This is a genomic window from Microbacterium sp. 2MCAF23, from assembly GCF_052115565.1.
Lineage (GTDB): Bacteria > Actinomycetota > Actinomycetes > Actinomycetales > Microbacteriaceae > Microbacterium.
This window is the reverse complement of record NZ_JBFRGY010000002.1, coordinates 106,723-123,917: the sequence shown is the minus strand read 5'-3', so window position 1 is coordinate 123,917 and position 17,195 is coordinate 106,723. Positions and strand designations below refer to the sequence as shown.

The window sequence follows — 17,195 nt, the reverse complement described above, 5'->3', positions numbered from 1 at the left end:
TCAGAAACCCAGCCGCCCGAGCTGCTTCGGGTCGCGCTGCCATTCCTTGGCGACCTTCACGTGCAGACCCAGGAACACCCGGGTGCCGAGCAGTTCCTCGATGCCCGCACGGGCGGTCGCGCCGACATCGCGGAGCCGAGTGCCCTTGCGTCCGATGATGATCGCCTTCTGGCTGTCTCGCTCCACGACGATCGAGGCGTGCACATCGGTCAGGTCGGAATCCTCGCGCGGTGAGATGTCGTCGACCACGACGGCGATCGAGTGCGGCAGCTCGTCGCGGACGCCCTCGAGGGCCGCCTCGCGGATCATCTCGGCGATGCGGTCCTCGGTGGACTCGTCCGTGACGATGTCGTCCTCGTACAGGGACGGGCCCTCCGGCATGAGCGAGAGCACCTCGTCCGCCAGCACGTCCAGCTGCACCCGAGTGAGTGCGGAGAGCGGGATCACGGCCGCCCAGTCCTCGCGCAGGGAGTCGACCTCCATGAGCCGCTCGGTGATCTCGTCGCGCTCCGCGATGTCGACCTTGGTCACGATCGCGACCTTCTTCGCCCGCGGATAGCCGTCCAGCGACGCCGCGATGCGCTTGTCACCGGGGCCGACCTTCTCGGTCGCCGGCACGCAGAAGCCGATCACGTCGACGTCACCGAGCACCTGCCCGACGAGGTCGTTCAAGCGCTCGCCCAGCAGGGTCCGAGGGCGGTGGATGCCCGGGGTGTCCACGATCACGAGCTGTCCGTCCGGACGGTTCACGATGCCGCGGATCGCGCGCCGGGTGGTCTGCGGCTTCTCGCTGGTGATAGCGATCTTCTCGCCGACCAGCGCATTCGTGAGTGTGGACTTGCCGACGTTCGGCCGACCCACGAACGTCACGAACCCGCTGCGGTGCGGGGCCGGGGTCTCGGTGTCGCGCTCATCGCTCATCGTGGTTCTCCTTGTTCTGATCCCCCGCGAGCGGCTCCTCGGCCCGCTCGACGAAGACATGTTCGATGCCGCGGCCGCGACCCCGTGAGGCCCCGCCGGTGAGGAGAAGCCCGCGCACGACGGCCGTCGCGCCGGGAGTCGGAATGCGGCCGAGCTCCTTGCCCAGCAGGCCGCCGATGGAGTCCACGTCGTCGTCCTCGAGCTCGACGCCGAACAACTCGCCGACGTCCTCGAGGCTCATCCGCCCGCTCACCCGATAGTGCCCCGGCTCGAGCTCGACGACCTCGGAGCCGGGCCGATCGTACTCGTCGGAGATCTCCCCGACGAGCTCCTCGATGAGGTCCTCCATCGTGACGAGCCCGGCGATCCCGCCGTGCTCGTCGATCACGATGCACACGTGCACGGCCTCGCGCTTCATCTGCTGCAGGAGCGTCTCCGCACGCATGGACTCCGGCACGAACACGGCGGGCCGGGCGAGCCGGCGCACCGAGGCGGCCCGCCAGCTGCGGTCGTCCCGGTAGGCGAACTGCACCAGATCCTTGAGGTAGAGCACGCCGACGACATCATCGGCCTCGTCATCGACGACGGGCATACGCGAGACGCCGCGGTTCAGGAAGAGATCCATCGCCTCGGATGTGGTCGCAGCGGCGTCGACGGTGACCATGTCGGTGCGCGGCACCATGACCGCGCGCACGAACTGGTCGGTGAAGTCGAAGACGGAGTGGATCAGCTCGCGGTCGTCCGCCTCGATGAGGTCGTGCGAGGCCGCCTCGTCGACCATGCTGAGAAGCTGCGTCTCGGTCGCGAACGTGCTCCGCCCCGCCCCCGGGGTGACCCGGCTGCCGAAGACCGCGAGCCCCTGCGCGACCGGGCCGAGGATGACCCGGACGGCGCGGATCGTGGGAGCGCACACCCTCAGCATCGCGTCGGCGTGCTGGCGACCGAAGGATCGCGGGCTCGCCCCGACGAGGACGAAGGTGATGCCGGTCATGATCACCGCGGCGGCGAGCATCGCCCACCAGATCTGATCGTCGAACAGCAGCACCAAGGCGACCGTGACGAGCACTGCGGCCGCCGTCTCCACGAACACACGCATGAAGGCGACCGCATTCGCGTGGGGTTCCGGATCCGCGGCGATCCTGGCGAGGGCCGGCGCATTGCGCCCCTCGGCTCCCATCTCCTCCAAATCCGCCCGCGAGGTCACGGACAGCGCCGCGTCGATCGCCGCCATCAGGCCGCCGAACGCGACGAGCAGGATCGCGCCGGCGAGCAGCAGGAATGGCGTCATCGACCGTGCGAGCGCTCGTCGGCGGCGAAACCGGCGATGAGCTCGCGCTGCAGGCCGAACATCTCCTTCTCGTCCTCGGGTTCGGCGTGATCGAATCCGAGGAGGTGCAGCAGACCGTGCGTCGTGAGCAGGATCAGCTCGTCCATGAGCGTGTGCTTGGCTGCGGCCGCCTGGGTCTCCGCGACCTGGGGGCACAGCACGATGTCGCCGAGCAGCCCGGGCGGCGTCGGCCGGTCGATGGTGCCGGGACGCAGTTCGTCCATCGGGAAGCTCAGCACGTCGGTCGGTCCCGGCTCGTCCATCCACTGCACGTGCAGCGCTTCCATGGCGCCCTCGTCGACGAGGACGATGGCCACGTCCGCATCCGCGCTCACGTTCAGCTGGCCCAGGTTGCGCTCGGTGAGGCGCAGGAGCACCGTCTCGTCGATCGCGATGGCCGATTCGTTGTTGATCTCGATCATTTCAGGCCTCGTTTCGGCATGCGGTCTCGGGGTCCGGGGCGCTGCTGCCCGGCACGTCGCTCGGCGCGGTTGGCGAACTCCGCCGCCTGCTCGCGCTCGGCGCGGACCGCGGTGCGCTGCTCGTCGTATTCGGTGTACGCATCCACGATGCGACCCACCAGCGAGTGGCGCACGACGTCGTCACTCGTGAGCCGTGAGAAGTGGATGTCGTCGATGTCCTCCAGCACCCGGGTCACGACGCGCAATCCGGAGGCGCCCTGAGGAAGATCGATCTGGGTGATGTCGCCTGTGACGACCATGCGCGTGCCGAACCCGAGCCTGGTGAGGAACATCTTCATCTGCTCGGGCGTGGTGTTCTGCGCCTCGTCCAGCACGACGAACGAGTCGTTCAGCGTCCGGCCGCGCATGTACGCGAGCGGGGCGACCTCGATCGTGCCGCTCGCCATCAGCTTGGGGACGATCTCGGGATCCATCATCTCGTTCAGCGCGTCGTAGAGCGGGCGCAGGTACGGATCGATCTTGTCGGTGAGGGTTCCCGGCAGGAATCCGAGCCGCTCCCCGGCCTCGACGGCCGGGCGGGTGAGGATGATCCGCTCGACCTCCTTGCGCTGCAGCGCCTGCACCGCCTTCGCCATCGCGAGATAGGTCTTACCGGTGCCGGCGGGGCCGATGCCGAACACGATCGTGTTCTCATCGATCGCGTCGACGTATTCCTTCTGGCCGAGGGTCTTCGGCCGGATCACGCGACCCCGCGTCGACAGGATCGCCTCGCCGAGGACCTCGCTCGGGCGCACGCCCTCCCGCTCCAGCATCCGCGCCGACTGCGCGACATCGCTGGGGACGAGTGCATGCCCGGAGCGCGTCAGCTCGATGAGCTCATCCACGAGCTTCTGCGCCGAGCGCACCGCGGCCGGCTCGCCGGTCAGAGTGACCTCGTTGCCGCGCACCAGCACGTCGACCGCCGGATGCTCCTTCTCGAGCATGCGCAGCAGCCGGTCCTGTGGTCCGAGCAGCTGCACCATCGCGACCCCGTCCACCTCGATGCGGGCGGAGGTCACGGACTGGGAGGGCGCGACGCCCTCGGCCGTGTCGTCAGAAGCCAACGAGCTTGTTCTCCTCAAGATTGCCGAGCACGTGGGCGTGCACGTGGAAGACGGACTGCGCGACACTCGCGCCGTTGTTGAAGATCAGGCGGTACTCGCCGTTCGCGTGCTCATCGGCGATCTCCTTCGCCGCAGCGACCATCTTCGCCATGAGTCCGGGGTCGCCTGCGGCGAGCTCGGTGACGTCGCGGAACTGCTCGGACTTGGGGATCACGAGCACATGCAGAGGCGCCTGCGGGTTGATGTCGCGGATTGCGAAGACATCCTCGGTCTCCAGCAGGATCTCGCCGGGGATCTCCCCGTTCAGGATGCGCGTGAAGATCGAGGGTTCGCTCATGGAATCAGTCTATCCGCGCGGTGCCGGGCGGCGTCGGCTACCAGCGCCCGCGCGCCACGTTCAGCACCGCGATGGCGGCGGGGCCCGCGGTCGAGGTGCGCAGCACGGTGTCGCCCAACAGCACGCGTTCCGCGCCGGCGGCGACAAGACGCTCGATCTCCTCGGGGGCGATCCCGCCCTCGGGGCCGACGACCAGCACGATGTCGCGCTCGTCCGGGACGAGGGCGGACAGCGCCGCAGGCGCCGTCGGGTCCAGGATCAGCACCCGCTGCGTCGCCGCACGGCGCGCCAGATCGGCTGTCGCTTCGACGGATGCGACCTCCGGGATCCAGGATCGGTGGGCCTGTTTGGCGGCCTCGCGCACGATCGTGGCCCAGCGTTCCCGGCCCTTCACCGCCTTGGCCCCCTCCCACCGGGAGACGCTGCGCGCCGCCTGCCACGGAACGATCTCGTCGACGCCGAGCTCGCACGCGGCCTGCACCGCGAGCTCGTCGCGGTCGCCCTTCGCCAGCGCCTGCACGAGCAGGATCCGCGGATCCGGTCTCGGATCCTCCCTGCGCGACAGAATGCGCACCTCCACCAGGCCGGGGGCTGAGGACGCGACCTCGCCCTCGAGCCAGACGCCCGCCCCGTCTCCGAGCGTGATCGGCTCCCCGATCCGCACCCTGCGCACGACAGCGGCGTGCTTGGCCTCGGCGCCGGTGAGGGCGAGGACCGAACCGGCCGCGGCCGCCGTCGCGTCGGGCGTCACGAAGTGCAGGGCCATCGCGGGTCAGCCCCGGAAGCGGTCGCGCAGTTTGGAGAACAGCCCCTGGTGGAACTCGGCCAGCTTCGGCGCCGGTGCCTTGGTGCGCTTGGCGAAGTCCTCGATGAGCTGGCGCTCCTTATGGTCGAGCTTGGTCGGGGTCAGCACCTGTACGCCGACGCGCAGGTCGCCGCGCTGGGTTCCGCGCAGCGGCGTGACGCCGCGGCCCTTGATCGTCAGCACATCGCCGGACTGGAGGCCCTGGCGGATCTCCAGATCCACGGGCCCGTCCAGCGACTCGATGGTCGTGGTGGTCCCGAGGATCGCATCGCTCATCGCCACCTCGAGAGTGGCGAGCAGGTCGTCGCCGTCGCGGCTGAAGCGGGCGTGCGGGGAGACCGTGACCTCGACGTACAGGTCGCCGTTCGGGCCGCCCGCGCGGCCGACCTCGCCCGACCCGGGCAGCTGCAGGCGCAGGCCGGACTCGACGCCGGCGGGGATGTCGAGGCCGACGGTACGGCGCGAACGCACCCGTCCCTGACCGTTGCAGGTCTGGCACGGGAACGGGATCGTCGTGCCGAAGCCCTCGCAGGAGCCGCACGGCGCGGTCGTGATGACGTTGCCGAGCAGGCTGCGCACCTGCTGCTGCACGTGTCCGGATCCGCCGCAGATGTCGCAGGTAACCGGTGAGGTGCCCTCCTGGCAGCAGGAGCCCTGGCACGTCTCGCACAGCACGGCGGTGTCCACGTCGATGTCGCGGTGCACACCGAACACGACGTCGCCGAGCTCGAGCGTGACCCGCACCAGCGCGTCCTGGCCCCGCTCCCGGCGCGAACGCGGCCGGGCCGCGCGCGCCCCTCCGCCCCCGAAGAAGGTCTCGAAGATGTCGCCGAAGCCGCCGAACCCACCGAAACCGCCGTTGCCGTTCTGGTCGCCGCCCATGTCGTAGCGGCGCCGCGAGTCGGCGTCACTCAGCACGTCATAGGCGTGCGTGACGAGCTTGAACCGCTCCGCCGCATCCTCACTGGGGTTCACGTCGGGGTGCAGCTGACGCGCGAGCCGTCGATACGCCTTCTTGATCTCGTCCTCGCTCGCATCGCGCGAGACGCCGAGAACCTCGTAGTGATCCGTCACCATCGCCTTTCCGGGCCGCCGTCGGCGGCATGCGTGTTCGTGCGGCCGATCAACGGCCGGTCTCATCCTCTTCGAGCAGCTGCGACAGGTAGCGGGCCACGGCCCGCGCCGCCGCGAGGTTGCTCGGATAGTCCATGCGGGTCGGCCCCATCACGCCCACGCGCGCGGTACCGCCATGCGTCAGGTAATCGCTCGCCACGATCGAGGCCTCGCCGAGGCCGAACGCGGCGTTCTCCGTGCCGATGCTCGCCGCGAGTCCGTGCTCGTCGACGTGCATCTCGCTCATGAGGCGCAGCAGCGTCACCTGCTCCTCGATGGCCTCGAGGAGCGGATGGATGCTGCCGCGGAAGTCGTGCTCCCGGCGGGCCAGGGTCGCCGCCCCCGCCATGACCAGGCGCTCCTGCCGGAACTCCGCGAGCTCCTCGGCAACGGCGCGCAGCAGCGCACCAAGGGCCGCGTCGATCCGAGGGCCGTACGAGGTCTCCGCCGCCGCCTCCACGCGCTCGGCACCGCGGCGCACCGAACGGCCGGTCAACAGCTCGGTGATGACCGCGCGGAGCACGCCGAGCTCTGGCTCGTCGAGCTCGACCGGCAGCGGCACGATCCGCTGCGACACACCGCCGGCGTCGGTGACCAGCACGATCAGCAGCCGGCTGGGGCCGAGGGCGACGAGCTCGACGTGCGTGACGTGCGCACGAGCGAAAGACGGATACTGCGCCAGCGCGACCTGGCCGGTGAGGCGTGTGAGCACGCGCACCGTGCGAACCATGAGGTCATCGAGGTCGGCAGGATCCGCGAGGAAGGCCGTGATCGCGTTGCGCTGTGCCGAAGAGAGCGGTCGCACCTGCGCGAGGTGGTCGACGAAGACACGGTATCCCTTGTCGGTCGGCACGCGCCCGGAAGAGGTGTGCGGCGCCGCGATGAGGTCCTCGTCCTCGAGCTGGGCCATGTCGTTGCGGATCGTGGCCGCGGACACGCCGAACGCGTGCCGCTCCACGATCGACTTGCTGCCGACCGGCTCGTTCGTCTCCACGTAGTCCTCGACGATGGCACGGAGCACCTGGAGTCCGCGTTCTGAGACCATCACTCCTCCTCACCGTTGGCACTCGTGCGACCTGAGTGCCAATCCTATCCTGCCGGGCCGGGAGCGGACCGAGGATACGACACTCTTAGGATGTGGCCATGGGTCAGGACGTCGTGCGCACCAGGATCTCCTCCGGCGACCTGCTCGGCCGACGTGACGTCGGTATCGATCGCTACCTCGGCGTGCCGTACGCGGCGCCCCCTTTCGGCGAACTCCGCTTCCGGACCCCGCAACCGGTGGAACCCTGGTCTGCACCTCGCGACGCCGAGACATTCGGTCCGACGGCCCCGCAACTGCCGTATGCAGGGGCGACCGCGGAGATCCTCGGCAGCGTCCGCATCGACGGCGACGGCATCCTCACGGCGAACGTCTGGGCTCCGGCCGACGCGAACTCGGCCCCTGTCGTGCTGTGGATCCACGGCGGCGCACTCGAGCGCGGCACGGCGGCACTGTCGATGTACGACGGCACGGCGTTCGCCCGCGACGGGGTGGTGTTCGTCAGCGTCGGCTACCGGCTGGGGTCCGAGGGCTTCTCGGTGCTCGAGGGGGCGCCCCGCAACCTGGGGCTGCAGGACGTTGCGGCGGCCCTGCACTGGGTGCGCGACGAGATCGCGGCGTTCGGCGGCGACCCGAATCGGATCACGCTCATGGGCGAATCCGCGGGCGGCGCGCTCGTGGCAGCGTTGCTCTCCCGGCCCGACACCCGCGCGTTGGTGCGCGGCGCGATCGTGCAGTCCGGACCGCTGGAGGCGCAGACGCCGGAGCGCGGCGGACGCGTGACCCAGCAGCTCGCGAAGCGCCTCGGCGTCGCGGCGACGCGCGAGGCATTCACGTCTCTCACTCCGGATGCCCTGCTCGAGGCACGGCGCGCGCAGTCCGCCGGATCCTCCCCGCTCGGCGGTGCCCCCGGCTTCCAGCTCGTGCGGGATCCCGATTCGCTGCCGCGATCACCGCACGAGGCGCTCGCCGACGTCGATGTGCCGCTGTTGATCGGCACCAACACCGACGAGTACCGTCTGTGGTTCCCGCCGGAGGCGCTGGCCGCAATCCGGCCGTCGAAGCTCCTGCTCGCGCGGCTCGCCCTGCGGATCCCGGCCGCAGCCGCCAGGGCCGTACGTGCCGACCATCCTGGAGGGAGCACCGGGGAGGTGTTCGGCCAGCTCGCCACAGACCTGTTGCTGCGCGCGCCGGCCGCCCGGGTCGCGCGCGCCCGCACCGCGCAGACGTTCGTGTACGAGTTCTCGTGGCCGAGTCCGGTGCGTGACCTGCGCGCCGCGCATGCCCTGGAGATCGGGTTCGTGTTCGACCGGCTCCGCGATCCCGAGAGCGCCAAGATCGCGGGCACCGCGCCCCCGCAGGCCCTGGCCAGCGCGATGCACGACGCCTGGGTGCGCTTCATCCGCGACGGCGATCCGGGATGGCCGGCGTTCGACATGCAGCGCACCGCGGCGCTGTTCGATGGCGCAGGCGAAGGGCCCGTCATCGGCCCGCAGCGAAGGCAGACGGTGCTGGATCTGCTGCCGGCACCCAGGGGCTGAGCGTCGTCCGCCTCCGCTCACTGGTCGCGAATTGCGGTTCGCTGCGGCGAATGAGCGCATTTCGCGACCAGTGAACGGCCTGCGCCGGATCAATCCGTCAGCGCGCGCACCACGGCGTCGGCGAGCAGCCGTCCGCGCAGCGTGAGCACGAGGGTGCCGCGCAGTGCGGGACCGGCTTCGACGAGGCCGTCGGCGATGAGCCCCGCGACCCTGGTGCGGGCGTCGGCCGCGATGGCGTCCAGCGGCATGCCCTCCGCCATGCGCGAGCGCAGCAGGATCCGCTCCAGCAGGGCGGCATCTGCATCGGGCCGCTCCGTGCCCGCTGCCGGTGACTCCCCCACCGCGAGCCGCTGCGCGTACGCGGCAGGGTGCTTCACGTTCCACCACCGCAGGCCGGCGACGTGGCTGTGCGCCCCGGGCCCGAAGCCCCACCAGTCCGTGCCGCGCCAGTACGCCATGTTGTGCCGGGAGCGCTGATCCGCGGCACTGCGACCGACCTCGGTCGAAGGCCGACGGGCCCAGTTGCTCACCTCATACCAGTCGAACCCGGCCTCGCTCAACAGGCTGTCGGCGAGCTCGTACATGTCGGCCTGCAGGTCGTCGTCGGGAGCGGGAACCTCGCCGCGCCGGATCTGACGGGCGAGTTTCGTGCCGTCCTCGATGATCAGCGCGTACGCGGAGATGTGATCCGGATCCAGGGCGATTGCGGTCGTCAGCGAGGAACGCCAATCCTCCAGCGACTCCCCCGGTGCGCCGTAGATGAGGTCCACGCTGACCGCGAGCCCTGCGGCGCGGGCCGCGTCGACCGCGGTGCGCACGTTCTCCGGCCGGTGCGTGCGGTCGAGCGCCGCGAGCACGTGCGGCACGGCGGACTGCATCCCGATCGACATCCGGGTGACACCGGCGGCCGCGAGCTCCTCGGCCACCTCAGGGGTCACCGTGTCGGGGTTGGCCTCCACGGTCACTTCGGCATCGGCGGCGATGCCGAACGCGCCGACCACGGCGCCGAGCATGCGGCCGAGGTCGCCCGCCGGCAGCAGCGTGGGCGTCCCGCCGCCGAAGAACACCGTGCTCAGCGGGCGGAGCGGACCACGCTCGGCCAGCACGTCGCGGGCGAGGGCGATCTCCTGGATCAGGGTTTCGGCGTACGTGTCCTGCCGCGCACCGCGCAGCTCGGACGCCGTGTACGTGTTGAAGTCGCAGTAGCCGCAGCGCACCCGGCAGAACGGCACGTGCAGATACGCAGAGAACGGCGCGTCAGGATCGATCGGCAGATCATCCGGCAGGCGGCCATCCGCGGGAGCCGGATCCCCGAGCGGCAGGGGGCCGGCCATCAGGCCGTCCTCCCCGTCAGCAGAGACCCCATCAGAGGGGCGTCGCGTACAGCGGGGAGATCGCCCGCAGGTACCGAGCGAACAGCTCGCGACGGCGGCGCTTCACCAGATACGGGAAGCTGCGGTACAGAAAGCTGTTCGGTCGGTCGAAGGCGCGCACCGTGAACCACACCTCGTCGGCGTCGTTCCACTCGATGTCGAACGACTCCTCGCCGCTCACCACGGATCCGGCGACCGTGCCCAGCACGAACCCGATCCGGTGGGTCTGCTCCGTCACCGAGATCACCCGCAGCTCGGCGTCCGCACGCATGCCCGACACCCGTCCGTGCAGCTTGAGAGTCATGCCGGGGCCCACCCACGGCGTGCCGTCCTCGTCGTAACGCGGCTCCACCTCGGTACGGCTCGGGGCGATCGGGGCGCCCTCGGCGTCGAAGCTGACCCCGGCGTACCCGGGGCTCGATGCCGGACGCACATCCGTGAGCTGAAGACCCGCCGCACGTTGCGCCGTCCAGGACAGCAGGGCGTCGCCGGCGGTGCGGAACCGCTCTTCGCCACTGCCCAGCCGCCACGACTCCTCGGCGGGAATGCTCCGCTCCGGCGGATACTGCATCAGGTCGGGCGCGTGGGTTGCCCCCACGGCGGCATAGTCCACCGTTCCTTCTCGGAATGTCCCGCGACGCATGACAACCACCCTACTTGCTGGCCCCGGCGCCCCACCCAGGTTCTCCCAAGGGTGGGGTGCATCGCGCGCAGCCTACTTCTTGTCCTTGCCCTCGACATCTCCCGAGAGCGCGGCGATGAACGCCTCCTGGGGGACTTCGACGCGGCCGACCATCTTCATCCGCTTCTTGCCCTCCTTCTGCTTCTCGAGGAGCTTGCGCTTACGGGTGATGTCACCGCCGTAGCACTTGGCGAGCACGTCCTTGCGGATGGCGCGGATGGTCTCGCGGGCGATGATGCGTGCGCCGATCGCAGCTTGGATCGGCACCTCGAACTGCTGACGCGGGATCAGCTTGCGCAACCGCTCGGCCATCATCGTCCCGTAGGCGTAGGCCTTGTCGCGGTGCACGATCGAGCTGAACGCATCGACCTTCTCGCCCTGCAGCAGGATGTCGACCTTGACCAGGTCGGACTCCTGGGATCCCGAGGGCTCGTAGTCGAGCGAGGCGTAGCCCTGCGTCTTGGACTTCAGCTGGTCGAAGAAGTCGAACACGATCTCGCCGAGCGGCATGTTGTAGCGCAGCTCGACGCGCTCCTCGGAGAAGTACTCCATGCCCAGCAGGGTGCCGCGGCGGGACTGGCAGAGTTCCATCACGGTGCCGACGTAATCCTTGGGCAGCAGGATGGCCGTCTTCACCATCGGCTCGGAGACGGATCCGATCCGCCCGTCGGGGTACTCGCTGGGGTTGGTGACGGTGACCGTCTCGCCGGTGTCGGAGGTGAGCACCTCGTAGACCACGCTCGGTGCGGTCGTGATGAGGTCGAGGCCGAACTCGCGGGACAGCCGCTCCGTGATGATCTCCAGATGCAGCAGGCCGAGGAAGCCGCAGCGGAACCCGAAGCCGAGTGCGACCGAGGTCTCCGGCTCGTACTGCAGCGACGCGTCGGAGAGCTTGAGCTTGTCGAGGGCCTCACGCAGCTCCGCGTAGTCGCTGCCATCGATCGGGTAGATGCCGCTGAACACCATGGGCTTCGGGTCGGTGTATCCGGCCAGCGCCTCGGTCGCGGGCTTGCGGGCGTTGGTGATCGTGTCGCCGACCTTCGACTGGCGCACGTCCTTCACCCCGGTGATCAGGTAACCCACCTCACCGACGCCGAGGCCCTTGGAGGGCACCGGCTCGGGGCTGGAGACGCCGATCTCCAGCAACTCGTGGTTGGCTCCCGTGGACATCATCTGGATCCGCTCGCGCGGCGACAGCTTGCCGTCGACCATCCGCACGTAGGTGACCACGCCGCGGTAGGAGTCGTAGACCGAGTCGAAGATCATCGCGCGCGCCGGGGCATCCGCGTCGCCGGACGGCGCCGGGATCTGCTGCACGAGACGGTCCAGGAGCTCCTCCACGCCGACGCCGGTCTTGCCGGAGACCCTCAGCACATCCTCGGGGCGACCGCCGATGAGGTCGGCGAGCTCCTTGGCGTACTTCTCGGGCTCGGCGGCGGGCAGATCGATCTTGTTCAGCACCGGGATGATCGTGAGATCGTTCTCGAGCGCGAGGTACAGGTTCGCGAGCGTCTGGGCCTCGATGCCCTGCGCGGCGTCGACGAGGAGGATCGCGCCTTCGCACGCGGCGAGCGAGCGGGAGACCTCGTAGGTGAAGTCGACGTGCCCCGGAGTGTCGATCATGTTCAGCGCGACGGTCTCGCCGTCGACCTGCCAGGGCATGCGCACGGCCTGGCTCTTGATCGTGATGCCGCGCTCGCGCTCGATGTCCATGCGGTCCAGATACTGCGCGCGCATGTCGCGGTCGGAGACCACGCCGGTGATCTGGAGCATCCGGTCGGCCAGCGTCGACTTGCCGTGATCGATGTGGGCGATGATGCAGAAGTTGCGGATCTGCTGCGGAGGCGTGGCGGCCGGCTGCAGCGGAGTGAGGGCGCGAGGTGACATGGGGTCCTGAGGTTGTCCGTGGCGAAGGTCCTGCGCAGCAGAGTGCGCGTGCGGATCGAGCAGCCCCGCTCGAGTCCGGGGATCTTATCGATTCTACGGGAGCGAGCGGTATGCCCGCGGGACGGGCTCCCGGATTCGAGCAACGGGCCTCGGACGTCGATTCCCAGGGCGGACTCTCGAGCGCGGTTCCGCGGCGAGCGCTCGGAACGGGTCGGCCGCTGTGCGAAAAGCCCTGTATCCCCCGATCGGGGGACCCACCGCTCCCCCAGGTCATGGCCCGATGGGCCGATGGTCACCGCTCCTATGCCAAGGGAGGCTCGAAGACAGAACACACCAGGCCGCACATCGGCGGCCGACGGAAGGGAAGCGGTCGATGACTACAAAGACTTTCATCTCCAAACTGAGTGGGGCACTCGCACTCGGCATCGTGCTGACCGGAGTGGGCACGGGGGCCGCGATGGCCGCGACACCGAGCACGACCCCGAGCCCGACCGGATCCTCGACAACCGCGACGCCGGTCGGGACAGGGGTTCCGCCGGCGATGACGAAGAAGCCCGGGGCGGAGAACGCCAAGACGCAGACCGTCTCGGCGACACCGCCCGGCGCCTACGCGATGTCGCAGGTGACGAACGACACCCCGTACACCTGGACCCTGACGCAGTTCAGCACGGAGTACTACTGGACCGGCCCTTGGCTCGTGACGCCGCCGCAGACGCTCGCCCCGGGTCAGACCGCGCAGTGGGTGCCGAACTACGGCCCCTACGGGCAGAGCGGCACGGATTACCGGTTCGTCGACGCGGCCGGGCAGACCCACGACATGTACGTCGTGGACAAGCCGGACAACTTCCGGTCCTACTCCCTCGACCGGGCCTCGAACGGCGCCTGGACCGAGTCCGGAAGTTACCACATGCAGGGGGATCCGGATGGTCTCGCGAACCACGCGGACGCCATCTGGAACTCGCCGACGTCGATCACGATCGACGCGAACAAGGATGCAGCCGACGCGACCGCGATCGTGAACTCCGAGCTGCCGCGGGTCGCTGCGGCGAACGTCAGCTGGACGCCGGTGTCGACGACGCCGACCTTCCAGCAGATCGACCAGCAGCAGATCTCGAGCACGCTGGAGAACTACTCCAGCGCACCGGCGACGCTGGGCGTCAGCCACAGCACCTCGGTCGGCGAGAGCACCACGATCGGCGAGGCGCTCACCTACTCGGAGAGCTCGAACGTGTTCGGCTTCGTCGGGAAGATCGCCGCATCCGTGACGGGCGACCAGTCCTGGGGTGACACCGACAGCGTGCAGATCTCGCAGTCCGCTCCGATCAACCCGGGCAAGTCCGGCTACGTATACCGCGACCTCACCGTCGCGAGCATGACCGGCACGCTGACCTTCACCACCCCGGAGGGCACGACCTTCACGATCGAGAACGTCTCCATCTCGCGCGGCGACATCGTCGACCCGCACGGCACCCGCCACACCGGCATGGACGTCAGCGCGACGGAGACGGCGGCACCGCCGCTCACCGCGGCGGCGGGCCACTGACCGAGGTCCCTGGCTTCCCCCGATCGATGGGGTCCGGAATCCCCCGGTGGCTCCACCGATCAGACGACACCACGCCCTCCCCGCCGCTGGGAACCTCGATACATCGGCGCCCCACCCGGCTAAGACACTCACCCGACAAGGAACACGGACATGACCACCCACACCCCCCAGACCAGCACAGACTCCGCCGACACTCTCCTCCGGTCGCGCCGCGGGCGGCTCCGCGGCCCGCTGGCCGTGGTCGCCGGCTCGGCCGCGGCGATCGCACTGATCGCCTGCAGCGGGCTCGCGGCGGCCAACGCGGCGACCACCGGCGCCGGCTCGCTCGTCATCATCGACGCGAAGGCCGACCAGAAGGGCGCCGCCGACGCCATGACGCTCTACGGCGGCGCATCCAACGCCACGTTCACCCCGACCGCCGCCCCCGTGTACGCGCAGACCGGCTGGAGCCCGGTGTACGACTCGGAGGGAAAGCTCGCCTCGTCCGTGACCGGCAAGCCCGATCAGCCCATGCAGGAGACCGTGACGGTCAGTCACGCGCACAACTCCAGCTGGTCGCTCGGCACGTCACTCACGACCACCGCCGGCTTCAGCGTGCTCGACGCGGTGAACTCGGAGCTCTCGGCCACGTTCACGGCGAAGCACACCTGGAGCGCCTCCGACGGCGACGGGCAGTCGATCGTGATCACCGCCGAGCCGGGCAAGACGGTCTGGCTCGAGGAGAACGTGAGCACGGCGAAGATCATCGGCGACTTCACCTTCGATGCCAACGGCACCCACTACGAGGTCGACAACGTCAGCATCACACAGCCGGCGTCGGAGGCCACCGGCACCAAGGCGGCCGCGGCCTACCGGGTGATGGAGCAGCTTCAGAAGGGCCGGAACCGACCGCACGAGGCGGAGTATCCTTCTCCCGTGGCGGAGCTGCAGCACGGGCACCTGGTCCGGGTCGTCGTGGTCGACGATCATCCGTTCTTCCGTGATGGCCTGGTGCGAGGATTGACCCAGAGCGGTCGGATCCGCGTCGTCGGCGAAGCCGATGACGGCCGGGCGGGACTGGCGCTGATCTCCGACGAACACCCGGATGTCGCCGTCGTCGACTACCAGATGCCCGACCTGGACGGCCTCGACCTGGTGCAGGCCGTCGCCCGTGACAAGCTCCCCACGAGAGTGCTCCTCCTATCCGCCGTCACCGACAGCGCGGTCGTCTTCCGGGCCCTCGAGCTCGGCGCGTGCGGATACCTCGGCAAGGACAGCCGACGGCCTCAGATCGTCGATGCCGTGCTCCAGGTCGCGCAGGGGCACACCGTGGTGCCGCCCGAGCTGACCGCAGGTCTCGCCGACCAGATCCGGCTTCGCGCCGCCTCCAGCGGTCCCGTGTTCAGCGAGCGCGAGCTGCAGGTGCTGCGCGGATTCGCCCGCGGTCTCTCCGTGCCTCAGCTCGCCTCCGAGCTGTTCCTGGGCGCGAGCACGGTGAAGACGCACACGCAGCGGCTCTACGAGAAGCTCGGCGTCTCCGACCGTGCTGCGGCCGTGGCCGAGGGCATGCGGCGCGGACTGGTCGAATGAGCGCCGGATGAGCAGCACGGCGCGCCCCGGTCATTCCACCCCCGGTGAGGAGCCGGCGGGTTCGTCAGCCGGATCCCGACCGTCCCGACTCGCGGTCGGCCACGCCTTCCAGGGGGTGGTCGTCCAGATGGTCCTGAGGCTCGTGCTGGTCGTCTTCCTCGTGCTCACCTGCGTCCTCGTGCCGCCGCTCCGCGACGACTTCGCGTGCTACGGCATCGTTGCCGCGTACGCGATCTGGCTGGCCGCGCTGGGCTGGCTGATCCGGCCCAGGGGCAGCTGGTACGGCCGGCGGGTGTGGCCGGCGGCCTTCGTCGACCTGGCCGCCCTCTCGGCCCTCGCCCTGGTGACGGGCATCGACTCCGGGTCGGCGAGCTGGACCTCCGATGTGCTGCTGCGCGGGTTCTTCCTCGTCCCGGTGATCGCCGCGCTCGAACAGCGCTGGCGCATCTGCCTCGTCGTGTGCGTTCCGGCCGTCGCCACCTACCTCGCGATCGCCTTCATCACCCGCGCTGCCAACGAGGAGCCGACCGCGTCCGTCTGGCTGCGCGGGGTCGTGCTGGCCGGGCTCAGCGCGGGCTGCGTACTTTTGGCCCGGGTGCAGGCGTCCAGAGTCGCCGCGATCTCGGAGCTCGCCACCGCCAGAGACGAACTGCTCTCGCAGCTGACGCTCATCGAGCGACGCGAACGCGCCGACCTCGCCGAGAGCCTGCACGACGGCGCGCTGCAGTATGTGCTGGCCGCGCGCCTGGACCTGGAGGACCTGGAAGGGCTCGCCGCGGCGGAACCCGCGGCGGAGACGCGCGAGCCCTTGGCCCGCATCGACCAGGCGCTGAGTCAGACGGTGATGCTCCTGCGCTCGACCGTGGCCGAACTGCACCCCCGAGTGCTGGAGACCTCTGGTCTGGCGCGCGCGGTCACGGAGCTGGTGCGCACCAGCGCGGCACGCGGCCGGTTCCACGCCGAGGTCGACCTCGACGGTTGGGACGAGCAGACCCGCACCAGCGCAGACGCACTCCTGTTCAATGCCGCACGGGAACTCCTCGCCAACGTGGTCAAGCACGCCAGGGCGACCCAGGTGCGGGTCGCGCTCGGCCTCTCGGATGCAGTCGCCACGCTCGCCGTGACGGACAACGGCGTGGGGATCCCGCCCGGGCGGGTCGACGCCCAGCTCGCCGCGGGGCACATCGGCGTCGCCTCCCAGCGCGTGCGCCTCGCCGCGGCCGGTGGCGGCCTGGAACTGCACGACGGCAACGGCAACGGCAACGGCAACGGCAACGGCAACGGCACGATCGCCCGCGCTTGGGTTCCCGCCACCCCTCTGACCGCGATTCCCTCAGGGGCGGAGTCACAACCTGAGGCGACGACGCCGTGAGATGAAGCCGCCCGCCGAGGCGCGAGGGCGCCCCGGGGTCCGGCGTGCCGCACCGGCGCCCGGTCCCCGGCGGAGGTGGTCGGCTCCCGCGGGTGGGTTCCGCGGCAGGCGAGCCCGATATACGGCATCGCGCCCGGCCGATGATAGTCTCGCGAGGT

General features: G+C 69.9%; 15 protein-coding genes. 4 read left to right on the top strand and 11 right to left on the bottom strand.

What is annotated here, in order from left to right; all coding sequences use genetic code 11:
- From era to hrcA, 8 genes are all read right to left on the bottom strand, one after another.
- Positions 1–921 (bottom strand): GTPase Era, encoded by a 921-nt coding sequence (gene era / locus AB4078_RS02060; RefSeq protein ID WP_441975774.1) that lies wholly within the window; start codon positions 919–921, stop codon positions 1–3.
- The gene (locus AB4078_RS02055; protein ID WP_441975773.1) at positions 911–2,209 is read right to left on the bottom strand and encodes a hemolysin family protein; all 1,299 of its coding nucleotides are present in this window, start codon (positions 2,207–2,209) and stop codon (positions 911–913) included. The genes era and AB4078_RS02055 overlap by 11 nt, the downstream gene beginning before the upstream one ends.
- Complete coding sequence (gene ybeY / locus AB4078_RS02050) at positions 2,206–2,670, bottom strand: rRNA maturation RNase YbeY (protein WP_045270489.1); 465 nt, start codon at positions 2,668–2,670, stop codon at positions 2,206–2,208. The genes AB4078_RS02055 and ybeY overlap by 4 nt, the downstream gene beginning before the upstream one ends.
- Positions 2,667–3,692, bottom strand: a complete 1,026-nt coding sequence (locus AB4078_RS02045; RefSeq protein ID WP_441975957.1) for a PhoH family protein — start codon at positions 3,690–3,692, stop codon at positions 2,667–2,669. The genes ybeY and AB4078_RS02045 overlap by 4 nt, the downstream gene beginning before the upstream one ends.
- Before the next feature lie 70 nt (positions 3,693–3,762).
- Positions 3,763–4,110: an HIT domain-containing protein gene (locus AB4078_RS02040; protein WP_233309285.1), complete on the bottom strand. Its 348-nt coding sequence runs from the start codon at positions 4,108–4,110 to the stop codon at positions 3,763–3,765.
- Between the two features lie 37 nt (positions 4,111–4,147).
- Positions 4,148–4,876 carry a 16S rRNA (uracil(1498)-N(3))-methyltransferase gene (locus AB4078_RS02035; RefSeq protein WP_441975772.1) on the bottom strand — a complete coding sequence of 243 codons (729 nt, stop codon included), beginning with the start codon at positions 4,874–4,876 and terminating at the stop codon, positions 4,148–4,150.
- A 6-nt stretch (positions 4,877–4,882) separates the two neighbouring features.
- Positions 4,883–5,989 carry a molecular chaperone DnaJ gene (gene dnaJ / locus AB4078_RS02030; protein ID WP_440732418.1) on the bottom strand — a complete coding sequence of 369 codons (1,107 nt, stop codon included), beginning with the start codon at positions 5,987–5,989 and terminating at the stop codon, positions 4,883–4,885.
- A 49-nt stretch (positions 5,990–6,038) separates the two neighbouring features.
- Complete coding sequence (hrcA, locus tag AB4078_RS02025) at positions 6,039–7,073, bottom strand: heat-inducible transcriptional repressor HrcA (RefSeq protein ID WP_441975771.1); 1,035 nt, start codon at positions 7,071–7,073, stop codon at positions 6,039–6,041.
- Positions 7,074–7,171: 98 nt separating this feature from the next.
- Between hrcA and AB4078_RS02020 the strand changes: the two genes are divergently transcribed.
- Positions 7,172–8,611, top strand: coding sequence for a carboxylesterase/lipase family protein (locus AB4078_RS02020; RefSeq protein WP_441975770.1), 1,440 nt, complete (start codon positions 7,172–7,174; stop codon positions 8,609–8,611).
- Positions 8,612–8,700: 89 nt separating this feature from the next.
- On the opposite strand, the gene hemW is transcribed toward AB4078_RS02020, so the two are convergent.
- From hemW to lepA, 3 genes are all read right to left on the bottom strand, one after another.
- Complete coding sequence (gene hemW / locus AB4078_RS02015) at positions 8,701–9,945, bottom strand: radical SAM family heme chaperone HemW (RefSeq protein ID WP_441975769.1); 1,245 nt, start codon at positions 9,943–9,945, stop codon at positions 8,701–8,703.
- A gap of 31 nt (positions 9,946–9,976) precedes the next feature.
- Positions 9,977–10,627, bottom strand: a complete 651-nt coding sequence (locus AB4078_RS02010; RefSeq protein WP_440731577.1) for a DUF1990 family protein — start codon at positions 10,625–10,627, stop codon at positions 9,977–9,979.
- A gap of 72 nt (positions 10,628–10,699) precedes the next feature.
- Positions 10,700–12,553 carry a translation elongation factor 4 gene (gene lepA, locus AB4078_RS02005; RefSeq protein WP_441975768.1) on the bottom strand — a complete coding sequence of 618 codons (1,854 nt, stop codon included), beginning with the start codon at positions 12,551–12,553 and terminating at the stop codon, positions 10,700–10,702.
- 373 nt (positions 12,554–12,926) lie between these two features.
- Between lepA and AB4078_RS02000 the strand changes: the two genes are divergently transcribed.
- From AB4078_RS02000 to AB4078_RS01990, 3 genes are all read left to right on the top strand, one after another.
- Positions 12,927–14,096, top strand: a complete 1,170-nt coding sequence (locus AB4078_RS02000) for a hypothetical protein (protein WP_441975767.1) — start codon at positions 12,927–12,929, stop codon at positions 14,094–14,096.
- Positions 14,097–14,246: 150 nt separating this feature from the next.
- Complete coding sequence (locus tag AB4078_RS01995) at positions 14,247–15,665, top strand: response regulator (RefSeq protein ID WP_441975766.1); 1,419 nt, start codon at positions 14,247–14,249, stop codon at positions 15,663–15,665.
- 7 nt (positions 15,666–15,672) lie between these two features.
- Positions 15,673–17,037, top strand: coding sequence for a sensor histidine kinase (locus AB4078_RS01990; protein WP_441975765.1), 1,365 nt, complete (start codon positions 15,673–15,675; stop codon positions 17,035–17,037).
- The last annotated feature ends 158 nt before the right edge of the window (positions 17,038–17,195 follow it).

Coding starts and splice junctions, on each gene's coding strand:
- era (WP_441975774.1), bottom strand. CDS start 921: ATGAGCGATGAGCGCGACACCGAGACCCCGGCCCCGCACCGCAGCGGG.
- AB4078_RS02055 (WP_441975773.1), bottom strand. CDS start 2,209: ATGACGCCATTCCTGCTGCTCGCCGGCGCGATCCTGCTCGTCGCGTTC.
- ybeY (WP_045270489.1), bottom strand. CDS start 2,670: ATGATCGAGATCAACAACGAATCGGCCATCGCGATCGACGAGACGGTG.
- AB4078_RS02045 (WP_441975957.1), bottom strand. CDS start 3,692: ATGGTGCAGCTGCTCGGACCACAGGACCGGCTGCTGCGCATGCTCGAG.
- AB4078_RS02040 (WP_233309285.1), bottom strand. CDS start 4,110: ATGAGCGAACCCTCGATCTTCACGCGCATCCTGAACGGGGAGATCCCC.
- AB4078_RS02035 (WP_441975772.1), bottom strand. CDS start 4,876: ATGGCCCTGCACTTCGTGACGCCCGACGCGACGGCGGCCGCGGCCGGT.
- hrcA (WP_441975771.1), bottom strand. CDS start 7,073: ATGGTCTCAGAACGCGGACTCCAGGTGCTCCGTGCCATCGTCGAGGAC.
- AB4078_RS02020 (WP_441975770.1), top strand. CDS start 7,172: ATGGGTCAGGACGTCGTGCGCACCAGGATCTCCTCCGGCGACCTGCTC.
- hemW (WP_441975769.1), bottom strand. CDS start 9,945: ATGGCCGGCCCCCTGCCGCTCGGGGATCCGGCTCCCGCGGATGGCCGC.
- AB4078_RS02010 (WP_440731577.1), bottom strand. CDS start 10,627: ATGCGTCGCGGGACATTCCGAGAAGGAACGGTGGACTATGCCGCCGTG.
- lepA (WP_441975768.1), bottom strand. CDS start 12,553: ATGTCACCTCGCGCCCTCACTCCGCTGCAGCCGGCCGCCACGCCTCCG.
- AB4078_RS02000 (WP_441975767.1), top strand. CDS start 12,927: ATGACTACAAAGACTTTCATCTCCAAACTGAGTGGGGCACTCGCACTC.
- AB4078_RS01995 (WP_441975766.1), top strand. CDS start 14,247: ATGACCACCCACACCCCCCAGACCAGCACAGACTCCGCCGACACTCTC.
- AB4078_RS01990 (WP_441975765.1), top strand. CDS start 15,673: ATGAGCAGCACGGCGCGCCCCGGTCATTCCACCCCCGGTGAGGAGCCG.